The 21,548-nt window shown below is 62.4% G+C and carries 21 protein-coding genes; 11 read left to right on the top strand and 10 right to left on the bottom strand.

Features of this window, described 5'->3' with window-relative positions; all coding sequences use genetic code 11:
* Positions 1–72: 72 nt before the first annotated feature.
* Both LJY18_RS00505 and LJY18_RS00500 read right to left on the bottom strand, forming a co-directional pair.
* Entirely contained in the window at positions 73–1,359 is a 1,287-nt protein-coding gene (locus LJY18_RS00505) for an HlyC/CorC family transporter (RefSeq protein ID WP_238039765.1), read from the bottom strand.
* A 9-nt stretch (positions 1,360–1,368) separates the two neighbouring features.
* The gene (locus LJY18_RS00500; protein WP_238039764.1) at positions 1,369–2,169 is read right to left on the bottom strand and encodes a cytochrome C assembly family protein; all 801 of its coding nucleotides are present in this window, start codon (positions 2,167–2,169) and stop codon (positions 1,369–1,371) included.
* Positions 2,170–2,326: 157 nt separating this feature from the next.
* Between LJY18_RS00500 and ffh the strand changes: the two genes are divergently transcribed.
* From ffh to rplS, 5 genes are all read left to right on the top strand, one after another.
* Entirely contained in the window at positions 2,327–3,700 is a 1,374-nt protein-coding gene (ffh, locus tag LJY18_RS00495) for a signal recognition particle protein (protein ID WP_238039763.1), read from the top strand.
* Positions 3,701–3,893: 193 nt separating this feature from the next.
* Entirely contained in the window at positions 3,894–4,145 is a 252-nt protein-coding gene (gene rpsP, locus LJY18_RS00490) for a 30S ribosomal protein S16 (protein WP_238039762.1), read from the top strand.
* Positions 4,146–4,153: 8 nt separating this feature from the next.
* The gene (rimM, locus tag LJY18_RS00485; protein WP_238039761.1) at positions 4,154–4,690 is read left to right on the top strand and encodes a ribosome maturation factor RimM; all 537 of its coding nucleotides are present in this window, start codon (positions 4,154–4,156) and stop codon (positions 4,688–4,690) included.
* Positions 4,691–4,695: 5 nt separating this feature from the next.
* Complete coding sequence (trmD, locus tag LJY18_RS00480; protein WP_238039760.1) at positions 4,696–5,448, top strand: tRNA (guanosine(37)-N1)-methyltransferase TrmD; 753 nt, start codon at positions 4,696–4,698, stop codon at positions 5,446–5,448.
* 42 nt (positions 5,449–5,490) lie between these two features.
* Positions 5,491–5,841 (top strand): 50S ribosomal protein L19, encoded by a 351-nt coding sequence (rplS, locus tag LJY18_RS00475; RefSeq protein ID WP_238039759.1) that lies wholly within the window; start codon positions 5,491–5,493, stop codon positions 5,839–5,841.
* A gap of 231 nt (positions 5,842–6,072) precedes the next feature.
* On the opposite strand, the gene LJY18_RS00470 is transcribed toward rplS, so the two are convergent.
* Positions 6,073–7,914 (bottom strand): cation:proton antiporter, encoded by a 1,842-nt coding sequence (locus LJY18_RS00470; RefSeq protein ID WP_238039758.1) that lies wholly within the window; start codon positions 7,912–7,914, stop codon positions 6,073–6,075.
* 85 nt (positions 7,915–7,999) lie between these two features.
* On the opposite strand from LJY18_RS00470, the gene xerD reads away from it, so the two are divergent.
* The 4 genes from xerD to thrC all read left to right on the top strand — a co-directional run bounded on the left by xerD (position 8,000) and on the right by thrC (position 12,628).
* Entirely contained in the window at positions 8,000–8,896 is an 897-nt protein-coding gene (gene xerD / locus LJY18_RS00465) for a site-specific tyrosine recombinase XerD (RefSeq protein WP_238039757.1), read from the top strand.
* Between the two features lie 92 nt (positions 8,897–8,988).
* Positions 8,989–9,714 (top strand): thioredoxin fold domain-containing protein, encoded by a 726-nt coding sequence (locus LJY18_RS00460; protein ID WP_238039756.1) that lies wholly within the window; start codon positions 8,989–8,991, stop codon positions 9,712–9,714.
* 119 nt (positions 9,715–9,833) lie between these two features.
* Positions 9,834–11,138: a homoserine dehydrogenase gene (locus tag LJY18_RS00455; protein ID WP_238039755.1), complete on the top strand. Its 1,305-nt coding sequence runs from the start codon at positions 9,834–9,836 to the stop codon at positions 11,136–11,138.
* Between the two features lie 80 nt (positions 11,139–11,218).
* A complete protein-coding gene (gene thrC / locus LJY18_RS00450; RefSeq protein ID WP_238039754.1) occupies positions 11,219–12,628 on the top strand; it encodes a threonine synthase in 1,410 nt (469 codons plus the stop codon).
* Positions 12,629–12,710: 82 nt separating this feature from the next.
* Here the strand turns inward: thrC and LJY18_RS00445 are convergent, their stop codons facing one another.
* Together LJY18_RS00445 and LJY18_RS00440 are read right to left on the bottom strand one after the other, a co-directional pair.
* On the bottom strand, positions 12,711–12,974 hold the full coding sequence (locus LJY18_RS00445) for a hypothetical protein (RefSeq protein WP_238039753.1): 264 nt from the start codon (positions 12,972–12,974) through the stop codon (positions 12,711–12,713).
* 20 nt (positions 12,975–12,994) lie between these two features.
* Positions 12,995–14,194, bottom strand: a complete 1,200-nt coding sequence (locus LJY18_RS00440; RefSeq protein ID WP_238039752.1) for a CaiB/BaiF CoA transferase family protein — start codon at positions 14,192–14,194, stop codon at positions 12,995–12,997.
* A gap of 97 nt (positions 14,195–14,291) precedes the next feature.
* On the opposite strand from LJY18_RS00440, the gene LJY18_RS00435 reads away from it, so the two are divergent.
* Both LJY18_RS00435 and recJ read left to right on the top strand, forming a co-directional pair.
* A complete protein-coding gene (locus LJY18_RS00435; RefSeq protein WP_238039751.1) occupies positions 14,292–14,831 on the top strand; it encodes a YaeQ family protein in 540 nt (179 codons plus the stop codon).
* Between the two features lie 119 nt (positions 14,832–14,950).
* Positions 14,951–16,663 carry a single-stranded-DNA-specific exonuclease RecJ gene (gene recJ / locus LJY18_RS00430; protein WP_238039750.1) on the top strand — a complete coding sequence of 571 codons (1,713 nt, stop codon included), beginning with the start codon at positions 14,951–14,953 and terminating at the stop codon, positions 16,661–16,663.
* Between the two features lie 182 nt (positions 16,664–16,845).
* On the opposite strand, the gene LJY18_RS00425 is transcribed toward recJ, so the two are convergent.
* The 5 genes from LJY18_RS00425 to LJY18_RS00405 form a co-directional block, all read right to left on the bottom strand.
* The gene (locus LJY18_RS00425; protein WP_238039749.1) at positions 16,846–17,517 is read right to left on the bottom strand and encodes a transglutaminase-like cysteine peptidase; all 672 of its coding nucleotides are present in this window, start codon (positions 17,515–17,517) and stop codon (positions 16,846–16,848) included.
* Between the two features lie 237 nt (positions 17,518–17,754).
* Positions 17,755–18,231, bottom strand: a complete 477-nt coding sequence (locus LJY18_RS00420) for an ester cyclase (protein WP_238039748.1) — start codon at positions 18,229–18,231, stop codon at positions 17,755–17,757.
* A 62-nt stretch (positions 18,232–18,293) separates the two neighbouring features.
* A complete protein-coding gene (locus tag LJY18_RS00415; RefSeq protein WP_238039747.1) occupies positions 18,294–19,718 on the bottom strand; it encodes a gamma-aminobutyraldehyde dehydrogenase in 1,425 nt (474 codons plus the stop codon).
* 64 nt (positions 19,719–19,782) lie between these two features.
* The gene (locus tag LJY18_RS00410; RefSeq protein WP_238039746.1) at positions 19,783–20,607 is read right to left on the bottom strand and encodes an ABC transporter permease; all 825 of its coding nucleotides are present in this window, start codon (positions 20,605–20,607) and stop codon (positions 19,783–19,785) included.
* Complete coding sequence (locus LJY18_RS00405) at positions 20,597–21,547, bottom strand: ABC transporter permease (protein ID WP_238041081.1); 951 nt, start codon at positions 21,545–21,547, stop codon at positions 20,597–20,599. The genes LJY18_RS00410 and LJY18_RS00405 overlap by 11 nt, the downstream gene beginning before the upstream one ends.
* Position 21,548: the final 1 nt, after the last annotated feature.

Below are 21,548 nucleotides of genomic sequence, written 5' to 3'. Positions count from 1 at the left end.
TGATACTGCGCTACCGCTGCTCGCCATGGCGGCTATGACTCGTCGCAGCCCCCCGGTTGAACTCGCCAGCCACTACTCTGTTGGTGTTTCGCTCGGCGAAGCGGCGTTGGCCTTCCAGGCCCGTACGCTTTTCACCCGGTTCTCCGACGACTGCAGAATTTCCAGGCAGTAAGGGCCGATCTTCAAGCATACGGCGCTGTCGGGAATGCTTTCCAGCGCTTCGGTGATCAGGCCGTTGAGGGTCTTGGGGCCGTCGCAGGGCAGGTGCCAGCCGAGCATCTTGTTTACTTCGCGGATGTAGGCGGCGCCATCGATGACCTGGGTGCCATCTTCTTGCGGGTGAATGTCCGGGCTGCGCAGGGTGCTCTGGTTGCTGAAGTCGCCGACGATTTCTTCAAGGATGTCTTCCAGGGTCACGATGCCGATCACATCGCCGTACTCGTCGACGACGATGCCTATTCGGCGTTTCTGCTTCTGGAAGTTGATCAGCTGGGTCGAAAGCGGTGTGTTCTCCGGCACGAAATAGGGTTCGTTGCAGGCGACGAGCAAATCATCCTTGGTCAGCTGGTTTTGGCTCATCAGGCGCGCGATCTGGCGCATGTGCACGATGCCTTCGACCTGGTTGATGTTGTGGCGAAACACCGGCAGGCGCGTGTGGGTGGTGGTGGTGAGCAGATTGATGATGGTTTCGATATCGTCTTCCAGGTCGATGCCGGTAACTTCGTTGCGCGGGATCATGATGTCGTCGACCGTGACATTCTCCAGGTCGAGAATGCCGAGCAGCATGTTCTGGCGGTTCTTCGGCAGTTCATGGCCGGACTCGCGCACCACGCTGCGCAGTTCTTCGGTGGTCAGGCTGTCGTTGCTTTTACTGGCCGGGTCGACACCCAGTAGCTTGAGCAGGCCGTTGCTGATCCAGCCAAGCAGAATGACCAGCGGGTAGAACAGCTTGAGCAATATCAGCAGCGGTAGGCTGAACGGGTAGGCAACTTTTTCAGGGTGCAGGGCGGCCAGGGTTTTCGGGGTGATTTCACCGAAAATCAGCAGCGCCAGGGTCAAGCCTATGGTGGCAATCGCGATCCCGGCTTCGCCCCAGAGCTGAATGGCCAGCACGGTGGCGATGGCCGAGGCCAGGATGTTGACGAAGTTGTTGCCGATCAGAATGGTGCCGAGCAGGCGGTCCGGGCGGCTGAGCAGGTCGTTGACCCGCTTGGCGCCGCGGTGCCCTTCTTTGGCCATATGGCGCAGGCGATAACGATTGAGGCTGAGGATGCCGGTTTCTGAACTGGAGAAGAACGCCGAGCAGGCGAGCAGGAAGATCAACAGGCCAATCAGAAAGCCAGGGTGAGCGTTTTCCACGGAAATGGCCTAGATATGCAGAATGAATTCGCGAACCAGCTTGCTGCCAAAGTACGCCAACATCAGCAGGCAGAAACCGGCCAGGGTCCAGCGGATCGCCTTATGCCCGCGCCAGCCAAGCTGGTGTCGGCCCCAAAGCAGTACGGCGAAGACGATCCAGGCGAAGAAGGAAAGGATGGTCTTATGCACAAGATGCTGAGCAAGCAGGTCATCGATGAAGATCGCGCCGGACAGCAACGACAGCGATAGCAGAATCCAGCCGGCCCAGAGAAAGCCAAACAGCAGGCTTTCCATGGTTTGCAGGGGAGGAAAGTTCTTGATCAGTCCGGACGGGTGCTTGTGCTTGAGCTGATGATCCTGCAGCAAAAGCAGCAGCGCCTGGAACACGGCGATGGTCAGCATGCCGTAGGCCATGATCGACAGCAGGATGTGAGCGAGGATGCCCGGCGCTTCGTTGATCGACTGGAGGGTGCCGGACGGCATGAACTGCGCCAGCAATACCGTCAGGCAGCCGAGCGGAAATAGCAGCAGTAGCAGGTTTTCCACCGGAATGCGGCTGCAGGCGAGCAGGGTCAATGCAATCACGGCATAGGCAATCAGGCTGGCGGCATTGAAGAAGTCGAGCGACAGGCCGGATGTCTGGCTCATCTGCAGGAACAGGCTGGCGCCATGGAAGAGCAGGGCGAGCACACCCAGCAGCGCCAGCAGGCGTTTGTCGGGGGTGCTGCGCTGGCTCAGGCGCAAGCCTTGGTAGAAGGTGGCGCCGGCATAAAGGCTGGCAGCAGCGAGGCTGGGAAGCAGAGGGTGCATAAATCCTTGTTAGGCAAGCCCGAAAGGCGCTGAGTGTGGCATACAACAAGCATTTCACGAAAGACCGCTGACAGTGTCGGCCGGTGGGAGTCTTCGATATAATCGCTGGTCTGTTGCAAGCCCACCCTCGGCTCGATAGGGCCCGAAAGGAACGTGCATGTTCGAAAATCTTACCGACCGCCTCTCGCAGACGCTGCGCAATGTCACTGGCAAAGCCAAGCTGACCGAAGACAATATCAAGGACACCCTGCGCGAAGTGCGCATGGCGTTGCTCGAAGCTGACGTCGCATTGCCGGTGGTCAAGGACTTCGTAGGCAAGGTCAAGGACCGTGCGGTCGGAACCGAGGTGTCGAAAAGCCTGACACCGGGTCAGGCCTTCGTGAAGATCGTACGCGCCGAGCTGGAAGAGCTGATGGGCGCGGCCAATGAAGACCTGGTGCTGAATGTCACGCCGCCGGCCGTTGTGCTGATGGCGGGCTTGCAGGGTGCGGGTAAAACCACCACGGTCGGCAAGCTGGCGCGCTTCCTCAAGGAGCGCAAGAAGAAGACCGTGCTGGTGGTGTCCGCCGACGTCTACCGTCCGGCTGCGATCAAGCAGCTGGAAACCCTGGCTGCCGATATCGGGGTGACCTTCTTTCCCTCGGATCTCAGTCAGAAGCCGGTGGCGATTGCCGAGGCGGCCATCAAGGAAGCCAAGCTCAAGTTCATCGATGTGGTAATCGTCGATACCGCCGGTCGTCTGGCCATCGATGCCGAAATGATGGCGGAGATTCAGGCGCTGCATGCGGCGATCAAGCCGGCAGAGACCCTGTTCGTGGTCGATGCGATGACCGGCCAGGACGCCGCCAACACCGCCAAGGCTTTCGGTGATGCGTTGCCGCTGACCGGGGTGGTGTTGACCAAGGTCGATGGTGATGCGCGTGGTGGTGCGGCCTTGTCGGTACGGCATGTCACCGGCAAGCCGATCAAGTTCATCGGTATGGGCGAGAAGAGCGATGCGCTGGAGCCGTTCCATCCGGATCGCATCGCTTCGCGCATCCTCGGCATGGGCGACGTGCTCAGCCTGATCGAGCAGGCCGAGCAGACGCTCGATCGCGAGAAAGCCGACAAGCTGACCAAGAAGCTGAAGAAGGGCAAGGGCTTCGATCTCGAAGACTTCCGTGACCAGTTGCAGCAGATGAAGAACATGGGCGGTCTTGGCGGCCTGATGGACAAGTTGCCGCAGATGGGTGGGGTCAATCTGGCGCAGATGGGCAACGCCCAGGGCGCAGCCGAAAAGCAGTTCAAGCAGATGGAGGCCATCATCAACTCGATGACCCCGGGCGAACGGCGTGATCCTGATGTCATCAGCGGTTCGCGCAAACGGCGCATCGCCATGGGCTCTGGGACCCAGGTGCAGGACATTGGTCGCCTGATCAAGCAGCACAAGCAGATGCAGAAGATGATGAAGAAATTCTCGGCCAAAGGCGGCATGGCCAAGATGATGCGCGGCATGGGCGGTATGATGCCGGGCGGTATGCCGAAGATGTAACTGTGAGCGACAAGCTGCAAGCCAGAGACCTCGGCCTGCAGCTTGTTGCTGCTGTTTTGCAAAGCCTTTTCTGCCTCTCGGAAAAAGGCTTTGCAAAAGTAGTGATAATCCTTAGAATATGCGGCCTTTCGGGCCTAGTGCCCTATGCTTGCATTTTTTTGTTTTGCAGCACCGACTACAGGAAAGAAGTTCAATGGTAACCATCCGTCTTGCCCGTGGCGGCTCCAAAAAGCGCCCGTTTTACCACCTCACCGTGACCAACAGCCGCAATCCGCGCGATGGTCGTTTCGTTGAGCGTATTGGTTTCTTCAACCCGGTTGCTTCGGGTGCCGAAATCAAGCTGTCGATCAACCAGGAACGCGCCACTTACTGGCTCGGTCAAGGTGCACAGCCGTCTGAGCGTGTTGCTCAGCTGCTCAAGGAAGCTGCCAAGGCTGCTGCCTAAGCAACCTTATGAGCATGAAGCCAGCTCCCGCCGAGGATTTAGTAGTCCTTGGCAAGATATTCTCGGTGCATGGCATAAAAGGTGAGGTGAAGGTGTTTTCCTTTACTGATCCTTTGACCAACGTGCTCAATTATCCTCGCTGGACGCTCAGGCGTGACAACGAGGTCAAGCAAGTCGAAGTGGCTGGTGGCCGCCTGCAAGGCAAGGTTCTGGTAGCAAGGCTCAAGGGTCTCGATGATCGCGAGGTAGCACGTACCTTTGCCGGTTTTGAGATTTGTGTGCCGCGAAGCCAGTTGCCTGATCTGAGCGAGGGCGAGTTCTACTGGTATCAGTTGGAAGGTCTCAAGGTTATCGATCAGGCGGGGCAATTGCTCGGCAAGATCGACCATTTGTTCGAGACCGGTGCCAACGATGTGATTATGGTCAAACCCTGCACCGACAGTCTGGATGATCGTGAACGCCTGTTGCCCTATACGGAACAATGCGTGTTGTCGATTGATCTTGATGCTGGCGAAATGCAGGTCGACTGGGATGCGGACTTCTAAGCCTGATGCCAAATCTGCGCGTTGAAGTCATTACGCTGTTCCCGGAGATGTTTACCGCAATCAGCGATTACGGCATCACCAGCCGTGCGGTGAAACAGGGCTTGTTGCAATTGACCTGTTGGAACCCACGGAGCTACACCACAGACCGCCATCACACTGTTGATGATCGGCCTTTTGGTGGCGGTCCGGGCATGGTGATGAAGATCAAGCCGCTTGAGGATGCCTTGCTCGATGCCAGGCAGGCCGCAGGTGTAAAAGCGAAGGTGATTTACCTATCGCCGCAGGGTCGTCAGCTGACGCAGTCAGCCGTACGCGAACTGGCGAACGAGGAGGCTTTGATCCTCATTGCCGGGCGCTACGAAGGCGTCGATGAGCGTTTCATTGAAGCGCATGTCGATGAAGAATGGTCGATTGGGGATTACGTCCTGTCTGGCGGTGAGCTGCCGGCCATGGTGCTGATCGATGCGGTGACGCGCCTTTTGCCTGGTGCATTGGGTCATGCAAGTTCGGCCGAGGAGGATTCCTTTACGGATGGCCTGCTCGACTGCCCGCATTACACTCGTCCGGAGGTGTATGCGGATAAACGTGTTCCTGAGGTGCTGCTCGGCGGCAACCACGAACACATCCGGCGCTGGCGTTTGCAGCAGTCCCTTGGTCGGACCTGGGAACGCCGTGTCGATCTTCTGGATAGCCGCTCGCTTTCTGGGGAAGAGAAAAAGCTGCTGGAGGAATACATCCGCCAGCGGGACGATAGTTAATGTATCGATGACCGGCCAGACGGCTTGTCTTAGGAGCGCAGCATGACCAACAAGATCATTCAGCAAATCGAAGCTGAGCAGATGGGCAAAGTAGTCCCTCCCTTCGCCCCGGGTGACACCATCATCGTCCAGGTGAAAGTGAAGGAAGGCGACCGTGAGCGTCTGCAGGCATTCGAAGGCGTGGTAATCGCCAAGCGTAACCGTGGTCTGAACAGCGCCTTCACTGTGCGCAAGATCTCCAACGGTGTTGGCGTAGAACGTACTTTCCAGACCTACAGCCCGCTGGTCGACAGCCTGGCCGTCAAGCGTCGCGGCGACGTGCGTAAAGCCAAGCTTTACTACCTGCGTGACCTGTCCGGTAAGGCAGCACGTATCAAGGAAAAACTGGGCTAAGTCTCAGCGTCCTTATGAAAAGCAGCCTTCGGGCTGCTTTTTGCGTTTATGGGGCGGGCGTGCCGTCTGCTGGCGCTCGCTGTTGCCAAGAGCCTGGCGCTTGCCGAGCCCCTGATGAGCGGAACATCTGAGGTGGGCTGGTCATGCGCGTTTTGATCTGCCTCCGGCCGGGGCATGAATACGCCTGCTTTGGTTGATCACCCGACTAGTGCCGGTTGGTTCAGTCGCTGCTCATGATGCCTGCAGGCTATTTTCCTCCGCGTCCTCGGTGTTCGCCGTTTGCGCTTCGATGAGTGATACCAGGGTCCAGCCGGTCTGCGGTTGCAGGTTGTGGTCTGGAGTTGCCACATGCACCCAGCCCTCACGGTCGCGAGCGAACAACAGGGTGGCGCGGGTGCCATGCAGGGCCTGGTAATCGTCCCAGCCGAAGCCGTCGGTCAAGGCAGTGATGTACAGTTCGGCGCCGTGGGACAGGCGGCTGGCGGCATGAGGATAGGTCAGGGGTTGGCTGCCCAGTGGTCGGCCGCGGTGTTCATCGCTGGCACGGTGTTTGTCGCTGCGGCGACTTTCCTGGCCGCTTGCCAAGCTGAACAGGCGCGCGGCACCGAACTCATGGCGGAAGCGCATGCTCGCCAGGGTGTTCAGTTCGCCGGCCGGCGATAGCGCCAGCAGGTGGCCGAGGCCGACCAGATCAAGATGGGCCTCGGCATGTTGCGAGGCTGGGTTGCCGAAATAGGTCGGCAGGTTCTCCATGCGCGCGGCGCGAATGTTTTCCCAGCTGGAGTCGGTGAGCAGTACGCGACAGTTGAGTTGTTGCAGGGCCTTACCAACGGCCCGGGCGACTGCGTTAGCGCCAACGATGAGAAAGCCGCTAGGCGATGGTTCGGCCACCTTGAGCAGTTTCGCCAGTGGGCGGGCGGTGGCGCTCTGTAGCACCACGGTGCCGATGATGACCGCAAAGGTCAGGGGCACCAGCAGCTGGGCACCATCATGGCCGGACTCGCTCAGGCGGATGGCGAAGGTTGCCGAGACCGCTGCGGCGACTATGCCGCGCGGGGATATCCAGGCGAGCAGGGCGCGTTCGCGCCAGTTGAGGCTGGAGCCAAAGGTAGATAGCGCCACGCTGAGTGGGCGGGCGACGAACTGAATGACGGCAAGCAGTAGCAGTACTGCCGGCCCCATTGCGAGCAGGGCGCCGAGGTCTAGGCGCGCGGCGAGCAGAATGAACAGGCCGGAAATCAGCAGCACGCTGAGGTTTTCCTTGAAGTGGAGGATATCCCGGACGTCCACGCCCTTCATGTTAGCCAGCCACATGCCCATCAGGGTGACGGCGAGCAGGCCGGACTCGTGCATGACCTGGTTGGCGCCAATGAACACCCCGAGGACGGTGGCCAGTACGGCGAGATTATGCAGGTAGGCTGGCAGCCATTGCCGCCGCAGTACTTGTCCGAGTGTCCAGCCACCGGCCGCGCCGAACAGGCTGCCGCAGAGGATCACCCCGGCGAAGGTGCCCAGGCCATGGTTCCAGCCGTCGCCGTCACCGCTGGCAATAATGAAGCTGTAAACGACGACGGCAAGCAGTGCGCCAATCGGGTCGATGACAATGCCTTCCCAGCGCAGGATATTCGACACCGAGGCTTTCGGGCGCACCACGCGCAGCATCGGTACTATCACCGTGGGCCCGGTAACCAGGGTCAAGGTGCCGAACAGCAGGGCCATGTCCCAGGCGAAGTCGAGCAGATAGTGGGTGGTGACGGCGATAGTCGCCCAGGTGGTCAGTGCGCCCACTGTTACCAGGCGTCTGACCACGCTGCCGATTTCGCGCCATTCGGACAAATGCAGGGTCAGGCTGCCTTCGAACAGGATCAGCGCCACGGACATCGAGACTATGGGGAATAGCAGTGGGCCGAACAGCACCTGTGGATCAAGCCAGCCGAGAATTGGTCCCGCGAGTATGCCGCTGATCAGCAAAAACAGAATCGCCGGCAGGCGCAGGCGCCAGGCCAGCCACTGACAGGCGAGGGAGGCGGCACCAATAACCGTGAAGGCAAGGAGAATTTGTTGCTCGTCCATCGGTGATCCTTGTGCGCACACTACTAGTCGGGCATGACCAGGCTGTGAAAGACTAACCCGCTTTCAATTGCCACCATAGCCTCCCATGCCCGCTATCGATCACCCACTGATTGACCGTTTTCTCGAGGCCCTGTGGCTGGAGAAAGGCTTGTCCGTGCACACTCGGGCGGCCTACCGCAGCGATCTGGCGTTATTCCATGGTTGGCTGCAGGCGCGCGACCTGGAGTTGGCCAGCGCTGGCCGTGAGCTGATCCTCGATCATCTGGCCTGGCGCTTGAGTGAGGGCTACAAGGCCCGCTCGACGGCGCGGCTGATCTCGGGGTTGCGCGGCTTTTATCGATTCTTGTTGCGTGAAGGGCTGATTGGCACCGATCCGACCCTGCAGGTCGATTTGCCGCAGCTCGGCAGATCGCTACCCAAGTCCCTTTCGGAGGCGGATGTCGAGGCACTGCTGGCGGCGCCGGAAGTGGATGATCCGATCGGTCTGCGCGACCGGGCCATGCTCGAGGTGCTTTATGCCTGCGGCTTGCGGGTCAGCGAGTTGATCGGTCTGACCCTGGAGCAGGTCAATCTGCGTCAAGGCGTGCTGCGGGTGTTCGGCAAGGGCAGCAAGGAGCGCCTGGTGCCGCTGGGCGAAGAGGCGATCCTGTGGATCGAGCGCTACAATAAAGAAGCGCGGAATCTATTGCTGGGCGGCAAACCGAGTGATGTGCTGTTTCCCAGTTCGCGCGGCGAGCAAATGACCCGGCAGACCTTTTGGCATCGGATCAAGCTGCAGGCCAGAGTCGCTGGCATCGCCAAGAGTCTCTCGCCGCATACCTTGCGTCATGCGTTTGCTACTCATTTGCTCAATCATGGTGCCGATCTGCGGGTGGTGCAGATGCTTTTAGGGCACAGCGATCTGTCGACCACGCAGATTTATACCCATATTGCACGAGCGCGCCTGCAAGAGTTGCATGCCCAGCACCATCCGAGGGGCTGAAGTGGCCGTCCGACCTGCTGTGGTCTGCCTTTGCGGGCATCTATGGTAGGCTGTTGCAACCTTTGTTTGCCCGACGCTCGTTAGGAGTATGCATGCGCGTGACCCGCATTTTCGCAGCCGTGGCCCTCGGTCTTGTCAGCAGCTTGAGCCTGGCCGCCGACCCTGACCAGATGATCCGCAAGAGCCTGAAGTCGATCCAGCCAGACCTGCCAATCGAAGCGATTGCCGAGAGTCAGATGCCCGGCGTGTATCAGATTCAGCTCAAGGGCGGCCGCCAGTTGTATGCCAGTGCCGACGGCCAGTTCCTCCTGCAGGGCTATCTGTTCCAGATTCAGGACGGCAAGGCTGTCAACCTGACCGAGCAGCATGAAACCAAAGAGATCGCCAAAGAGATCAACGGCATTCCGACCCAGGAAATGGTGATCTTCGCGGCGGAGCAGGCCAAGACCCATATCACCGTGTTCACCGATACCGATTGCGGTTACTGCCAGAAGCTGCACAGCGAAGTTCCGGCGCTCAATCGCCTGGGCGTTGAAGTGCGCTACGTGGCCTTCCCGCGTCAGGGTTTGCAGAGCCCGGCCTATAAGGAACTGGTCAGTGTTTGGTGCGCCAAGGATCGCCAGGCGGCCATGAACCTGGCGAAGACGCGCCAGGAGGTACCAGCTGCCGAATGCGACAATCCCGTGGCCAAGCAATACGCCCTGGGGCAGATGATCGGGGTCAGTGGCACGCCGGCGATCGTCTTGGCCAATGGCAAGCTGATACCTGGCTACCAGCCAGCGCCGCAACTGGCCAAGCTCGCGCTCGAAGCCGAGTGATTGCAGGCCTCAGGCCGATTGACTAATAAACAGCCGCTTCGTAAGGTGCGGCTCTTTTTTCTTTTCTGCGGCCGGAGCTAGCTCCGGCCGTTTTACGCAGTGCAGATGGGGAGTTCAGTGTGAAACCGGTCAAAGTAGGCATCTGTGGGCTAGGTACCGTCGGTGGCGGTACGTTCAACGTGCTCAAGCGCAACGCCGAGGAAATCGCGCGGCGTGCCGGGCGTGACATTGAAGTGGCGCAGATTGCGCTGCGTTCGCAGAACCCGCAGTGCGACATTACCGGTACCCCCATTACCAACGATGTCTTCGTGCTGGTCGACAACCCCGAGATCGAGATCGTCATCGAGCTGATTGGCGGCTATACGCTGGCCCGCGAGCTGGTGCTCAGGGCCATCGACAATGGCAAGCACGTGGTCACTGCAAACAAGGCACTGATCGCGGTGCATGGCAATGAAATCTTCGCCCGGGCGCGCGCGAAGGGCGTGATAGTCGCGTTCGAAGCTGCCGTGGCGGGTGGCATTCCGGTGATCAAGGCGATTCGCGAGGGGCTGGCCGCCAATCGTATCAACTGGCTGGCCGGGATCATCAACGGTACCGGGAACTTCATTCTCAGTGAAATGCGCGAGAAGGGCCGGGCCTTCGACGACGTGCTCAAAGAAGCCCAGGCCCTGGGCTATGCCGAGGCGGATCCAACGTTCGACGTTGAAGGCATCGATGCGGCGCACAAGCTGACCATACTCGCCTCCATCGCCTTCGGCATACCGCTGCAATTCGACAAGGCCTACACCGAAGGCATCACCAAGCTGACCACGGCTGACGTGGGCTATGCCGAAGCCCTGGGTTATCGCATCAAGCACCTGGGCGTGGCGCGTCGCACCGAGGCCGGTATCGAGTTGCGCGTGCACCCGACATTGATTCCGGCCGATCGCCTGATTGCCAACGTCAACGGTGTGATGAACGCGGTGATGGTCAATGGCGATGCGGCGGGCTCGACCCTGTATTACGGCGCGGGTGCCGGTATGGAACCGACTGCTTCCTCGGTCATCGCTGATCTGGTCGACGTGGTTCGCGCCTTGACCACCGATCCGACCAATCGGGTGCCTCACCTGGCCTTCCAGCCGGACTCGCTGTCCGATCATCCGATTCTGCCGATCGCCGCGTGCGAGAGCGCCTACTACCTGCGCATTCAGGCCAAGGATCATCCCGGTGTGCTGGCTCAGGTGGCGAGCATCCTGTCGCAGCGCGGCATCAACATCGAGTCGATCATGCAGAAGGAAGTCGAAGAGCACGACGGCCTGGTACCGATGATTCTGGTGACCCATCGTGTGGTCGAGGCGCGTATCGACGAGGCACTGGCCGCCTTGGAAGCGCTGGACGATGTCGTGGGCAAAGTCATGCGCATTCGCGTCGAACAGTTGAACTAACCCGCAGCAGGCCGCGCGCGCAGCTGGCGCGTGCGGCCTGCCGCTTGAAGCTTGCAGCTCAAACCGAAGGTTTGCCAAACATGCGCTATATCAGTACCCGCGGCCAGGCACCGGCCCTGAATTTCGAAGACGTTCTGCTGGCTGGCCTGGCCAGTGATGGCGGTCTCTACGTACCGGAAAACCTGCCACGCTTTACTCAGGAAGAAATCGCCTCCTGGGCCGGCTTGCCCTACCATGAGCTGGCCTTCCGGGTGATGCGCCCGTTCGTTACCGGCAGCATTCCGGATGCCGATTTCAAGAAAATTCTCGAAGAAACCTACGGCGTGTTTGCCCACAGCGCGGTGGCGCCACTGCGCCAGCTGAACGGCAACGAGTGGGTGCTCGAACTGTTCCACGGCCCGACCCTGGCGTTCAAGGATTTCGCCCTGCAGTTGCTCGGCCGTTTGCTCGACTACGTGCTGGCCAAGCGCAACGAGCGTGTGGTGATCATGGGGGCCACCTCGGGTGACACCGGTTCGGCGGCCATCGAAGGCTGCAAGGCCTGCGACAACGTCGACATCTTCATCCTCCATCCGCACAACCGGGTGTCCGAGGTGCAGCGCCGGCAGATGACCACCATTCTCGGCGAGAACATCCACAACATCGCTGTTGAAGGCAACTTCGACGACTGCCAGGAGATGGTCAAGGACAGCTTCGCTGACCAGAGCTTTCTCAAGGGAACGCGTCTGGTGGCGGTCAACTCGATCAACTGGGCGCGGATCATGGCCCAGATCGTCTACTACTTTCACGCTGCCCTGCAGCTCGGCGGCCCGGCGCGTTCCATTGCGTTCTCGGTGCCGACCGGCAACTTCGGTGACATCTTCGCCGGCTACCTGGCGCGCAACATGGGCCTGCCGATCAGCCAGCTGATCGTCGCAACCAACCGCAACGACATCCTCCATCGCTTCATGAGCGGCAATCAGTACGTCAAGGGCGATCTCTACCCGACGCTGTCGCCGTCCATGGACATCATGGTCTCGTCGAACTTCGAGCGCCTGCTGTTCGACCTGCACGGGCGCAATGGTGCCGCGATTGCCGAGCTGATGAGCAACTTCAAGCAGGGTGGCGGTTTCAGCGTGGAAGAAGACCGCTGGACCGAGGCGCGCAAGTTGTTCGATTCGTTGGCGGTAGACGACCAGGCGACCTGCGAAACCATCGCCGAAGTGTTCGCCGAGTGCGGCGAACTGCTCGATCCGCACACCGCCATCGGCGTGCGTGCCGCCCGTGAATGTCGGCGCAGTCTGGCCACGCCCATGGTCATCCTGGGGACCGCACACCCGGTGAAGTTCCCCGAGGCGGTGGAGCAGGCCGGTGTCGGCCAGGCCCCGGCGTTGCCGCCGCATCTGGCTGATCTGTTCGAGCGCGAAGAGCGCTGCACGGTGCTGGCCAATGACCTGAAAGCGGTGCAGGGCTTTGTCACCCAGCACGGCAATCGCGGCAAGCCGCTGTAAGGGCGCGCGCGATTGGACCAAGGCCGGTCACCGCAAGGTGCCGGCCTTTTTCGTCGGCGTGGAATCTGGGCGCGCCGGTGCCTCAGCCGACCAGCAGCAGGTAGGTCAGCGCCATGAGCACGATCAGACCCAGCCAGATCAGGGCATTGAGCTTGCTGCGGGCCACTATGCCAGGGCCGCGCAGGCAGATCGGTGGGTTGTCCTCCTGATAGCGGTTGATCCGTTCCTCGGCTTCTTGCGCGCTTATCCCTTGGCGTACCTGCAGCAGTTCGATGGCTTCCTCGCGCTTGTCCTGCTGCAAAGCCAGCAGCACGTCCTCGGGCAGTGAGGGTTCATCGGCCAGCATGGCTCTGCTCCTGGGCGGATTCAGATGGCGCCGTTGCGGCGCAGTTCGGCAACAACTTCATTGCTATAGCCTAGCGCAGCGAGGATCTGCTCGGTGTGTTCGCCCAGTTGCGGGCCGGTCCACTCGACACCGCCCGGGGTGTCGGACAACTTGGGCACGATGCCCGGCATCTTGAATGGCTTGCCGTCCGGCAGCTTGGCGCTGAGGAGCATTTCGCGGGCGAGGTATTGCGGGTCGCTGAACATGTCCTCGGCGCTGAAGATGCGACTGGCCGGTACTTCGGCCCGGTTCAGCGTGGCCAGCACCTGCTCCAGCGGCAGTCCGCCGACCCAGCGGTCGATCACCCCATACAGCTCGTCACGGCGGGCGTCGCGGCCATCGTTGCTGGCCAGGGCCGGGTCTTCGGCCAGGTCATGGCGGTCGATGGCCTGCATGAAGCGCTTGAAGATCGCATCACCGTTGGCACCGATCTGGATGTGCTTGCCATCGCTGCTGGTATGGATCGAGGACGGCGTGATGCCGGGCATGATATTGCCGCTGCGCTCGCGGATAAAGCCGAACACGTCGAACTCCGGCACCATGGACTCCATCATGGCGAATATCGCTTCATACAGCGCCACATCGACCACCTGGCCCTGGCCGCCGTTGACCTCGCGGTGACGCAGCGCCATCAGCGCGCCTATCACGCCCCAGAGCGCGGCAATCGAGTCGCCAATGGAAATGCCGGTGCGCACCGGGGGGCGGTCCTCGAAGCCGGTGATATAGCGCAGCCCACCCATGGCTTCGCCCACCGCGCCGAAGCCCGGCTGATCCTTCATCGGCCCGCTCTGGCCAAAACCGGACAGGCGCACCATCACCAGCTTGGGGTTGAGCGCATGCAGCACCTCCCAGCCGAGGCCGAGTTTTTCCAGCACGCCGGGGCGGAAGTTCTCGATCAGGATGTCGGCCTCGCTCAGCAGCTTCTTCAGCACTTCCAGGCCTTGCTGGTGCTTGAGGTTGAGGGTGATCGAGCGTTTGTTGCGCGCCTGCACGAACCACCACAGCGAGGTGCCTTCGTAGAGCTTGCGCCACTTGCGCAGCGGGTCGCCGCCATCGGGCGACTCGACCTTGATCACCTCGGCGCCGAATTCGGCGCAGATGCGCGCGGCGAAGGGGCCGGCAATCAGGCTGCCGAGTTCGATCACTTTCAGGCCGGTGAGGGGTTTGCTGGGCAGGTGCATGGCGCTTCCATCTATCAGGCTGTGGTCGCGACTCTAACGTGAGCGGGCGGCATCGGGTAGACTTGCCGGCTTATTTGCTCAGCCAAGAAGCCCGCCAATGGCCCTGCCTTCCACCACCTACAAGATCGATCTGAACCTCACCGACATCGACCGCAGTATCTACCAGACCCTGCGCTTCACCGTGGCCAAGCACCCGTCGGAAACCGAAGAACGCCTGGCCGCGCGGCTGATTGCCTACGCGCTGTTCTATGACGAGCAGTTGGCTTTCGGCCGTGGCCTGTCGGACGTGGATGAACCGGCGCTGTGGGAAAAGAGCCTGGACGACCGTGTGCTGCACTGGATCGAAGTCGGTCAACCCGATAGCGACCGTATCACCTGGTGCTCACGGCGCACCGAGAAGTTCAGCCTGGTCGCCTACGGCAACTTGCGCGTGTGGCAGACCAAGGTGCTCGCTCCGGTGCGCAGCCTGAAGAACATCAACGTGGTGGCGCTGGATCAGGAGGCGCTGGCCAGCCTGGCGCTGGATATGCCGCGGGCGCTGAGCTGGAGCGTGATGATCAGCGACGGCGAGCTGTTTGTAACCGATGAGCGCGGTCAGCATGAAGTGCCGATCGAGTGGCTGATAGGCGAGCGATAAGACCTCTTGTGTCGGAGCCAGGGCGCACGCCCGCTTCTGGTTGGCGTTCCTGCCGAGACCATCGCCGGATCGCCAGCAAGCTGGTTCCTGCCCACACAATCCTCTGACATGAGCTGAAGATGCGTATCGAAGCCCGACCGCTACCCGCCATCTTGCCCGATCTGGGTAATCTGCCACCGCTGTTGACCCGCTTGTATGCCGCCCGTGGCGTGCAGTCGCTGGCCGAGCTGGACAAGGGTCTGGCACGGCTGATCCCTTACCAGCAGTTGAAGGGCATCGAGGCGGCGGTCGAGTTGCTGGTGCAAGCCCTGGAGCAAGGCCAGCGGATGCTGATCGTCGGTGACTTCGATGCCGATGGTGCTACTGCCAGTACCGTTGGTGTGCTGGGTTTGCGCATGCTCGGCGCGGCGCATGTCGACTACCTGGTGCCGAACCGCTTCGAGTTTGGTTACGGCCTGACTCCGGAAATCGTCGCGGTGGCGCTGCAGCGCCAACCGCACTTGCTGATTACCGTGGACAACGGCATTTCCAGTGTCGAGGGCGTGGCGGCAGCCAAGGCGGCGGGGCTGATGGTGCTGGTCACCGATCACCACTTGCCGGGGGCCGAGCTGCCCGTCGCGGATGCCATCGTCAATCCCAATCAGCTGGGTTGCCAGTTCCCGAGCAAGGCGCTGGCCGGGGTCGGGGTGATTTTCTACGTGCTGCTGGCGCTGCGGGCACGGTTGCGCGAGCTGAACTGGTTCAGTGCGCAGCGCCCGGAGCCGAATCTGGCCGAGTTGCTCGACCTGGTGGCGCTGGGCAGCGTCGCCGACGTGGTGCCGCTGGATGCCAACAACCGCATCCTCGTGCATCAGGGCCTGGCGCGGATCCGTGCCGGCCGCGCACGACCGGGTCTGCGCGCGATTCTCGAAGTGGCTGGGCGGCAGGCGGAGCGCATCACCTCCACCGATCTGGGCTTCATTCTCGGCCCGCGCCTGAATGCGGCCGGGCGCCTGGATGACATGAGCCTGGGGATCGAATGTCTGCTCTGCGAAGATGAAGCCCTGGCCCGCGACATGGCGGTGGAACTGGACCAGCTCAACCAGGATCGCAAGGCCATCGAGCAGGGCATGCAGCGCGAGGCCTTGGCCCAGCTCAAGGAGCTGCCGCTTGAGGATATGCCGTTCGGCCTGTGCCTGTTCGACGCGGATTGGCACCAAGGCGTGATCGGTATCCTCGCCTCACGCCTGAAAGAGCGTTACCACCGGCCGACCATCGCCTTCGCCGACGCCGGCGACGGTGTGCTCAAGGGTTCGGCGCGTTCGGTGCCGGGCTTTCATATCCGTGATGCCCTGGACGCCGTCGCGGCCAAGCATCCGCAGCTGATCAGCAAGTTTGGCGGGCATGCCATGGCGGCGGGCTTGTCGCTGCCCGAGGCCAACTTCGGTGCCTTTGCCGCCGCCTTCGATGCCGAGGTGCGCCGCCAGCTGGACGAAGACGACCTGACCGGGCGCCTGCTGTCCGATGGCGCCCTGTCGGTCGAGGAGTTTCATCTGCCCCTGGCCAAGGAGCTGCGCAATGCCGGGCCCTGGGGCCAGCATTTTCCCGAGCCGCTGTTCCACGGGGTGTTCCAGGTGGTGCAGCAGCGCCTGGTCGGCGACAAGCACCTCAAGCTGGTGCTGAAGACCGAGTGCGGCGGCCAGACCCTGGACGGCATTGCCTTCAACATCGACCGCGAGGTCTGGCCCAATCCCACCGTGCGCTGGGTCGAGCTGGCCTACAAGCTGGACGTCAACGAGTACCGTGGCCGGGAAAGCGTGCAACTGATGGTGGCGCACCTGGCGCCGCGCTGAGCTGTCGCTCGCTAATTGACAGTGCACTGCCGGCGGGTAGGGCGGTCCGGGCGGCGTTCCGATCGGAGCGAAGCGACAACCCGCCAGCTTTTGTACCGCGCCGCTGAACCCTGGTGCACTGCTGGCGGCGAGCGACACCCGGCGCGCGGCTTGCTCGAGGTAATGGAGCGGAGCGTAGGCTGTCAGCCCTGGTTCGCCTGCTGGCGCCGCTCATCGGCGAGGACGCGCTCGCTGACATCGCTCCAGCGCGAGAGCAGCTGCGGCGATTGCGCGGACTTCTGCTGCGGTTGCTTGGCCAGGAAAATCCCGTGATTGTTGAAGGCATAAACGGGCAGCAGGTCGCGCCGTTCGCCGGCCGGTTTGATCTGCGGCTCGAGGTTGTCGAGGATCAGGGGCTGCGCCGTCTGGCTCGGGTAGTAGGCCAACACCATGTGCGCCTGATTGAGCGCCAGCGCCTTGACGAAGGTCAGGCGTAACTTCTCGCTGGGCACGCCCATCTCCACCAGGGTGAAGTACTTGCCGATGGCGAAGTCTTCGCAGTCGCCGCGGCCGCGCGCCAGGGTCTGCGCCGGTGTCGCCCAGTATTCGTCCGCGCCCCATATTTCGCGATCGCTGCCATAGCTCACTGAGCGATTGATGAAGTCGTTAACCGTTTGCAGTTTGCTGCGCTCGCCCAGGGCGCTGCCCTGCTCGATGAGGCTGCGCCAACTGCTCAGTCGTGCTTGCTCGACGGCTTGGTCGAGGGCGGAAGCGGCGGGCAGGGAGGCCCCAAGGCTGGGGTTGCCGGCCATGGCCAGCAGGATTGCCAGGGTAATGGGCAGTGTGCGGGCGAGGCTGAGGGAAAATCGGGGCATGGTCGGAGGCGGTCTGCGCTGGACTGTTGAGCCATCCATAGCCTTGGCCGAGTTTTACTCGGTTTTGCCGTCATCCTACCGACGTCAATTAGTGAGCGCATAGAGGCAGTATGTGATGGAAAACACTATTTGAGGATTTCCCCCGATTAACCGACGAACTGCATGGGGGTAGTGACTGTGGCGGGGAGGTCGTTGCGCAGGAGGGCGCCGCCGGTTCGGACCGGCGGCGCGGTGGGCTTACCAGCCCAGCTGCTTGTTGAAGCCGAGGGCGTCGTAGTAGTCGCCCTGATAGGCGATCTTGCCGTCCTTGATGCGGATGAAGCTGACCCCCTCGAAGCTCAGCGGTTTGTCGGTGGCCGGGGTGTCCGGCCCCCAGGCGCCGCTGTTGGTGCCGCTGAACTGCCACTGGAAGGCGATGCCATCGGCGCCGACGATCGGCTCGCTGGTCATCTTCCAGGTCAGGTCCGGCACCGCGTCGATGAACACCTTGATCACATTGTCGCGCGCCGCCGCCTTGCCGTTCTGCGGGGTGCCGACGGTGGCATCGAAGTACACCGCGTCCTCGGCCAGGAAGGTCGCGGCCTGGTCGGCGTCGTGGGCATTCCAGGCGGCCATGTAGCCATCGACGATGGCCCTGGCGTCATCCGCGGCCTGGGCCAGCCCGGCAGCGGCGAACAGCATGAAGAAACTGATACTGCGCAATGCGTTTTTCATTGTTGGTGCTCCAGCTCAGAGTGAGTGGCCCGATAGGGGCCGCCCGGTTTTTTTACCAACGGCTAATGCTTGAACATGACGTGACGCACGGCGGTGTAGTCCTCCAGCCCGTACATCGACATGTCCTTGCCGTAGCCGGACAGCTTCAGCCCGCCATGGGGCATTTCATTGACCAGCATGAAGTGCGTGTTGACCCAGGTGCAGCCGTACTGCAGGCGCGCGGCGAGGCGGTGGGCGCGGCCGACGTCGTTGGTCCAGACCGACGAGGCCAGGCCGTAGTCGGAGTCGTTGGCCCAGGCCAGCGCCTGCGCTTCGTCGTCGAACGGGGTGACCGAGACCACCGGGCCGAACACTTCGCGGCGGACGATCTCGTCGTCCTGGCGAGCGCCGGCCAGCACCGTGGGCTGGTAGAAGAAGCCGGGGCCGGCGACCGCCTTGCCGCCGGTGACCACCTCGATATGCCCCAGCGCCGCGGCGCGCTCGACGAAGCCGCTGGCGCGCTCGCGGTGCTCGGCGGTGATCAGCGGGCCCAGCTCGGTGGCCGGGTCGTGCTGCAGGCCGTGCTTGATACTGCCGACCGCCGCGCCCAGCTCGGCGACGAACTTCTCGTAGATGCCTTTCTGCGCATAGATGCGGCAGGCGGCGGTGCAGTCCTGGCCGGCGTTGTAGAAGCCGAAGGTGCGGATGCCTTCCACCGCGGCGGCGATATCGGCGTCGTCGAAGATCAGCACCGGCGCCTTGCCGCCCAGTTCCATGTGCATGCGCTTCACCGAGGCGGCGGTGCTGGAAATGATGTTCGAGCCGGTGGCGACCGAGCCGGTCAGCGACACCATGCGCACCTGCGGGTGGGTCACCAGCGGGCTGCCGACGCTGGTGCCGCGGCCGAAGACGATGTTGACCACCCCGGCGGGGAAGATCTCGGCGAGGAATTCGGCCAGCTTCAGGGCCGTCAGCGGCGTCTGCTCGGACGGCTTGAGCACCACGGTATTGCCCGCGGCCAGGGCCGGGGCGAGCTTCCAGGCGGCCATCATCAGCGGGTAGTTCCAGGGCGCGATGGACGCCACCACGCCGATCGGGTCGCGGCGGATCATCGAGGTGTGGCCCGGCAGGTATTCGCCAGCGGCGCTACCGCTCAGGCAGCGGCTGGCGCCGGCGAAGAAGCGGAACACGTCGGCGATGGCCGGGATTTCGTCGTTCAGCGCGGCGGCGTAGGGTTTGCCGCAGTTGTCCGACTCCAGCTGGGCCAGCTCCTCGGCATGGGCTTCGATCTTGTCGGCCAGGCGCAGCAGCAACAGCGCACGGTCTTTCGGCGCGGTCTGCGACCAGCCGTCGAAGGCGGCATCGGCCGCACGCACGGCGGCATCGACCTGCTCGCTGCTGGCCTCGTTGATATGCAGCAGGGGGGCGCCGAGCGCCGGGTTGAGCACCGCCAGGCTGGCGCCTTCACCGAGTACCAGTTGGCCATTGATCAGCAGTTTGCTTTGCATTGCGAAATCCTCTGGTTGGGCTTCTACGAATTCATCGAGGTCGCGAGTTCGCGCCGCGCCGGGCTCATTTGCCGCCGCTGCCGGCCACGCCTTCGCCGCCCCTGGTCAGGTAATAGGCGCCGAGGATCGGCAGCATGGTCACCAGCATCACCGACATCGCCACCACGTTGGTCACCGGTACATCCCGCGGTCGGCTCAGTTGATTGAGCAGCCACAGCGGCAGGGTGCGTTCGTGGCCGGCGGTGAAGGTGGTGACGATGATTTCGTCGAACGACAGGGCGAAGGCGAGCATGCCGCCGGCCAGCAGGGCCGAGCTGAGGTTGGGCAGGATGATGTAGCGGAAGGTCTGCCAGCCGTCGGCGCCGAGGTCCATCGAGGCCTCGATCAGGCTGTGGGAGGTGCGGCGGAAGCGGGCGATCACGTTGTTGTAGACGATCACCACGCAGAAGGTGGCGTGGCCGACGACGATGGTGAAAATGCCCGGCTCGATGTCCAGGGTCTTGAACGCCGCCAGCAGGGCCAGGCCGGTGACGATGCCGGGCAGGGCGATCGGCAGGATCAGCATCAGCGAGATGCCTTCCTTGCCGAAGAAGTCGCGGCGGTACAGCGCGGCGGCGGCCAGGGTGCCGAGGACCAGGGCGATCAGGGTGGCCAGGCAGGCGATCTGCAACGACAGCTTGATCGACTCGAGCACGTCGACCCGGGCGAAGGCCACGCTGAACCAGTGCAGGGTGAAGCCCTGGGGCGGGAAGCTGAAGGCCGCTTCCTCGGTGTTGAAGGCGTAGATGAAGATGATCAGGATCGGGAAATGGAGGAACAGCAGTCCCGCCCAGGCCGCCAGCTTGAGGCCCCAGGAAGCGCGATCGTAGGAGGAGGAATCAGAGCGCATCGAAGGCCCCCAGGCGTTTGACGATGGACAGGTAGATGGCGATCAGCACGATCGGCACCAGGGTGAAGGCGGCGGCCATCGGCATGTTGCCGACCGCGCCCTGCTGCACGTAGACCATGCTGCCGATGAAGAAGCCGGGCGGGCCGACCAGTTGCGGCACGATGAAGTCGCCCAGGGTCAGCGAGAAGGTGAAGATCGAGCCGGCGGCGATACCCGGGATCGACAGCGGCAGGATCACCTGTACGAAGGTCTGCCAGGGGCGCGCGCCGAGGTCGGCGGAGGCCTGCAGCAGCGAGGGCGGCAGGCGCTCCAGCGCGGCCTGGATCGGCAGGATCATGAACGGCAGCCAGATGTAGACGAACACCAGGAAGCGGCCCAGGTGCGAGGTCGACAAGGTGCTGCCGCCGATCCCGGGAATGCTCAGGATCAGTTGCAGGGTCGGCGCCAGGCCGAACTGGTCGACGAACCACTGGGCGACCCCGCCCTTGGCCAGCAGCAGGGTCCAGGCGTAGGCCTTGACGATGTAGCTGGCCCACATCGGCATCATCACCGCGATATAGAAGAACGCCTTGGTCTTGCCGCTGGTGTGGCGCGCCATGTAGTAGGCGATGGGGAAGGCGAGCAGGGCGCTGGCCAGGGATACGGCGACGGCCATGCTCAGGGTGCGCAGGATGATGTCGTAGTTGGCGGGCCGGAACAGCGCGATCAGGTTGTCCAGGGTCAGGTCCGGGGTGACCATCATGCTGTAGTCGTCGAAGGTATACAGGCCCTGCCAGAGCAGGGTCAGCAGCGAACCGAAGTAGATCGCGCCGAACCACAGCAGCGGCGGCACCAGCAGCAGCGCCAGGTACAGGTTGGGCCGGCGGTAGAGCAGGTTGGACAGGCGGTGCAGCGGGCCATGGGCCGGCTGCCGCGTCCGGGATTTCAAGGACGCCTCCATC

This window comes from Pseudomonas sp. MMS21 TM103, from assembly GCF_022132145.1.
In the GTDB taxonomy this organism is placed as follows: domain Bacteria; phylum Pseudomonadota; class Gammaproteobacteria; order Pseudomonadales; family Pseudomonadaceae; genus Aquipseudomonas.
This window is presented reverse-complemented; position numbering and strand designations above follow the sequence as displayed.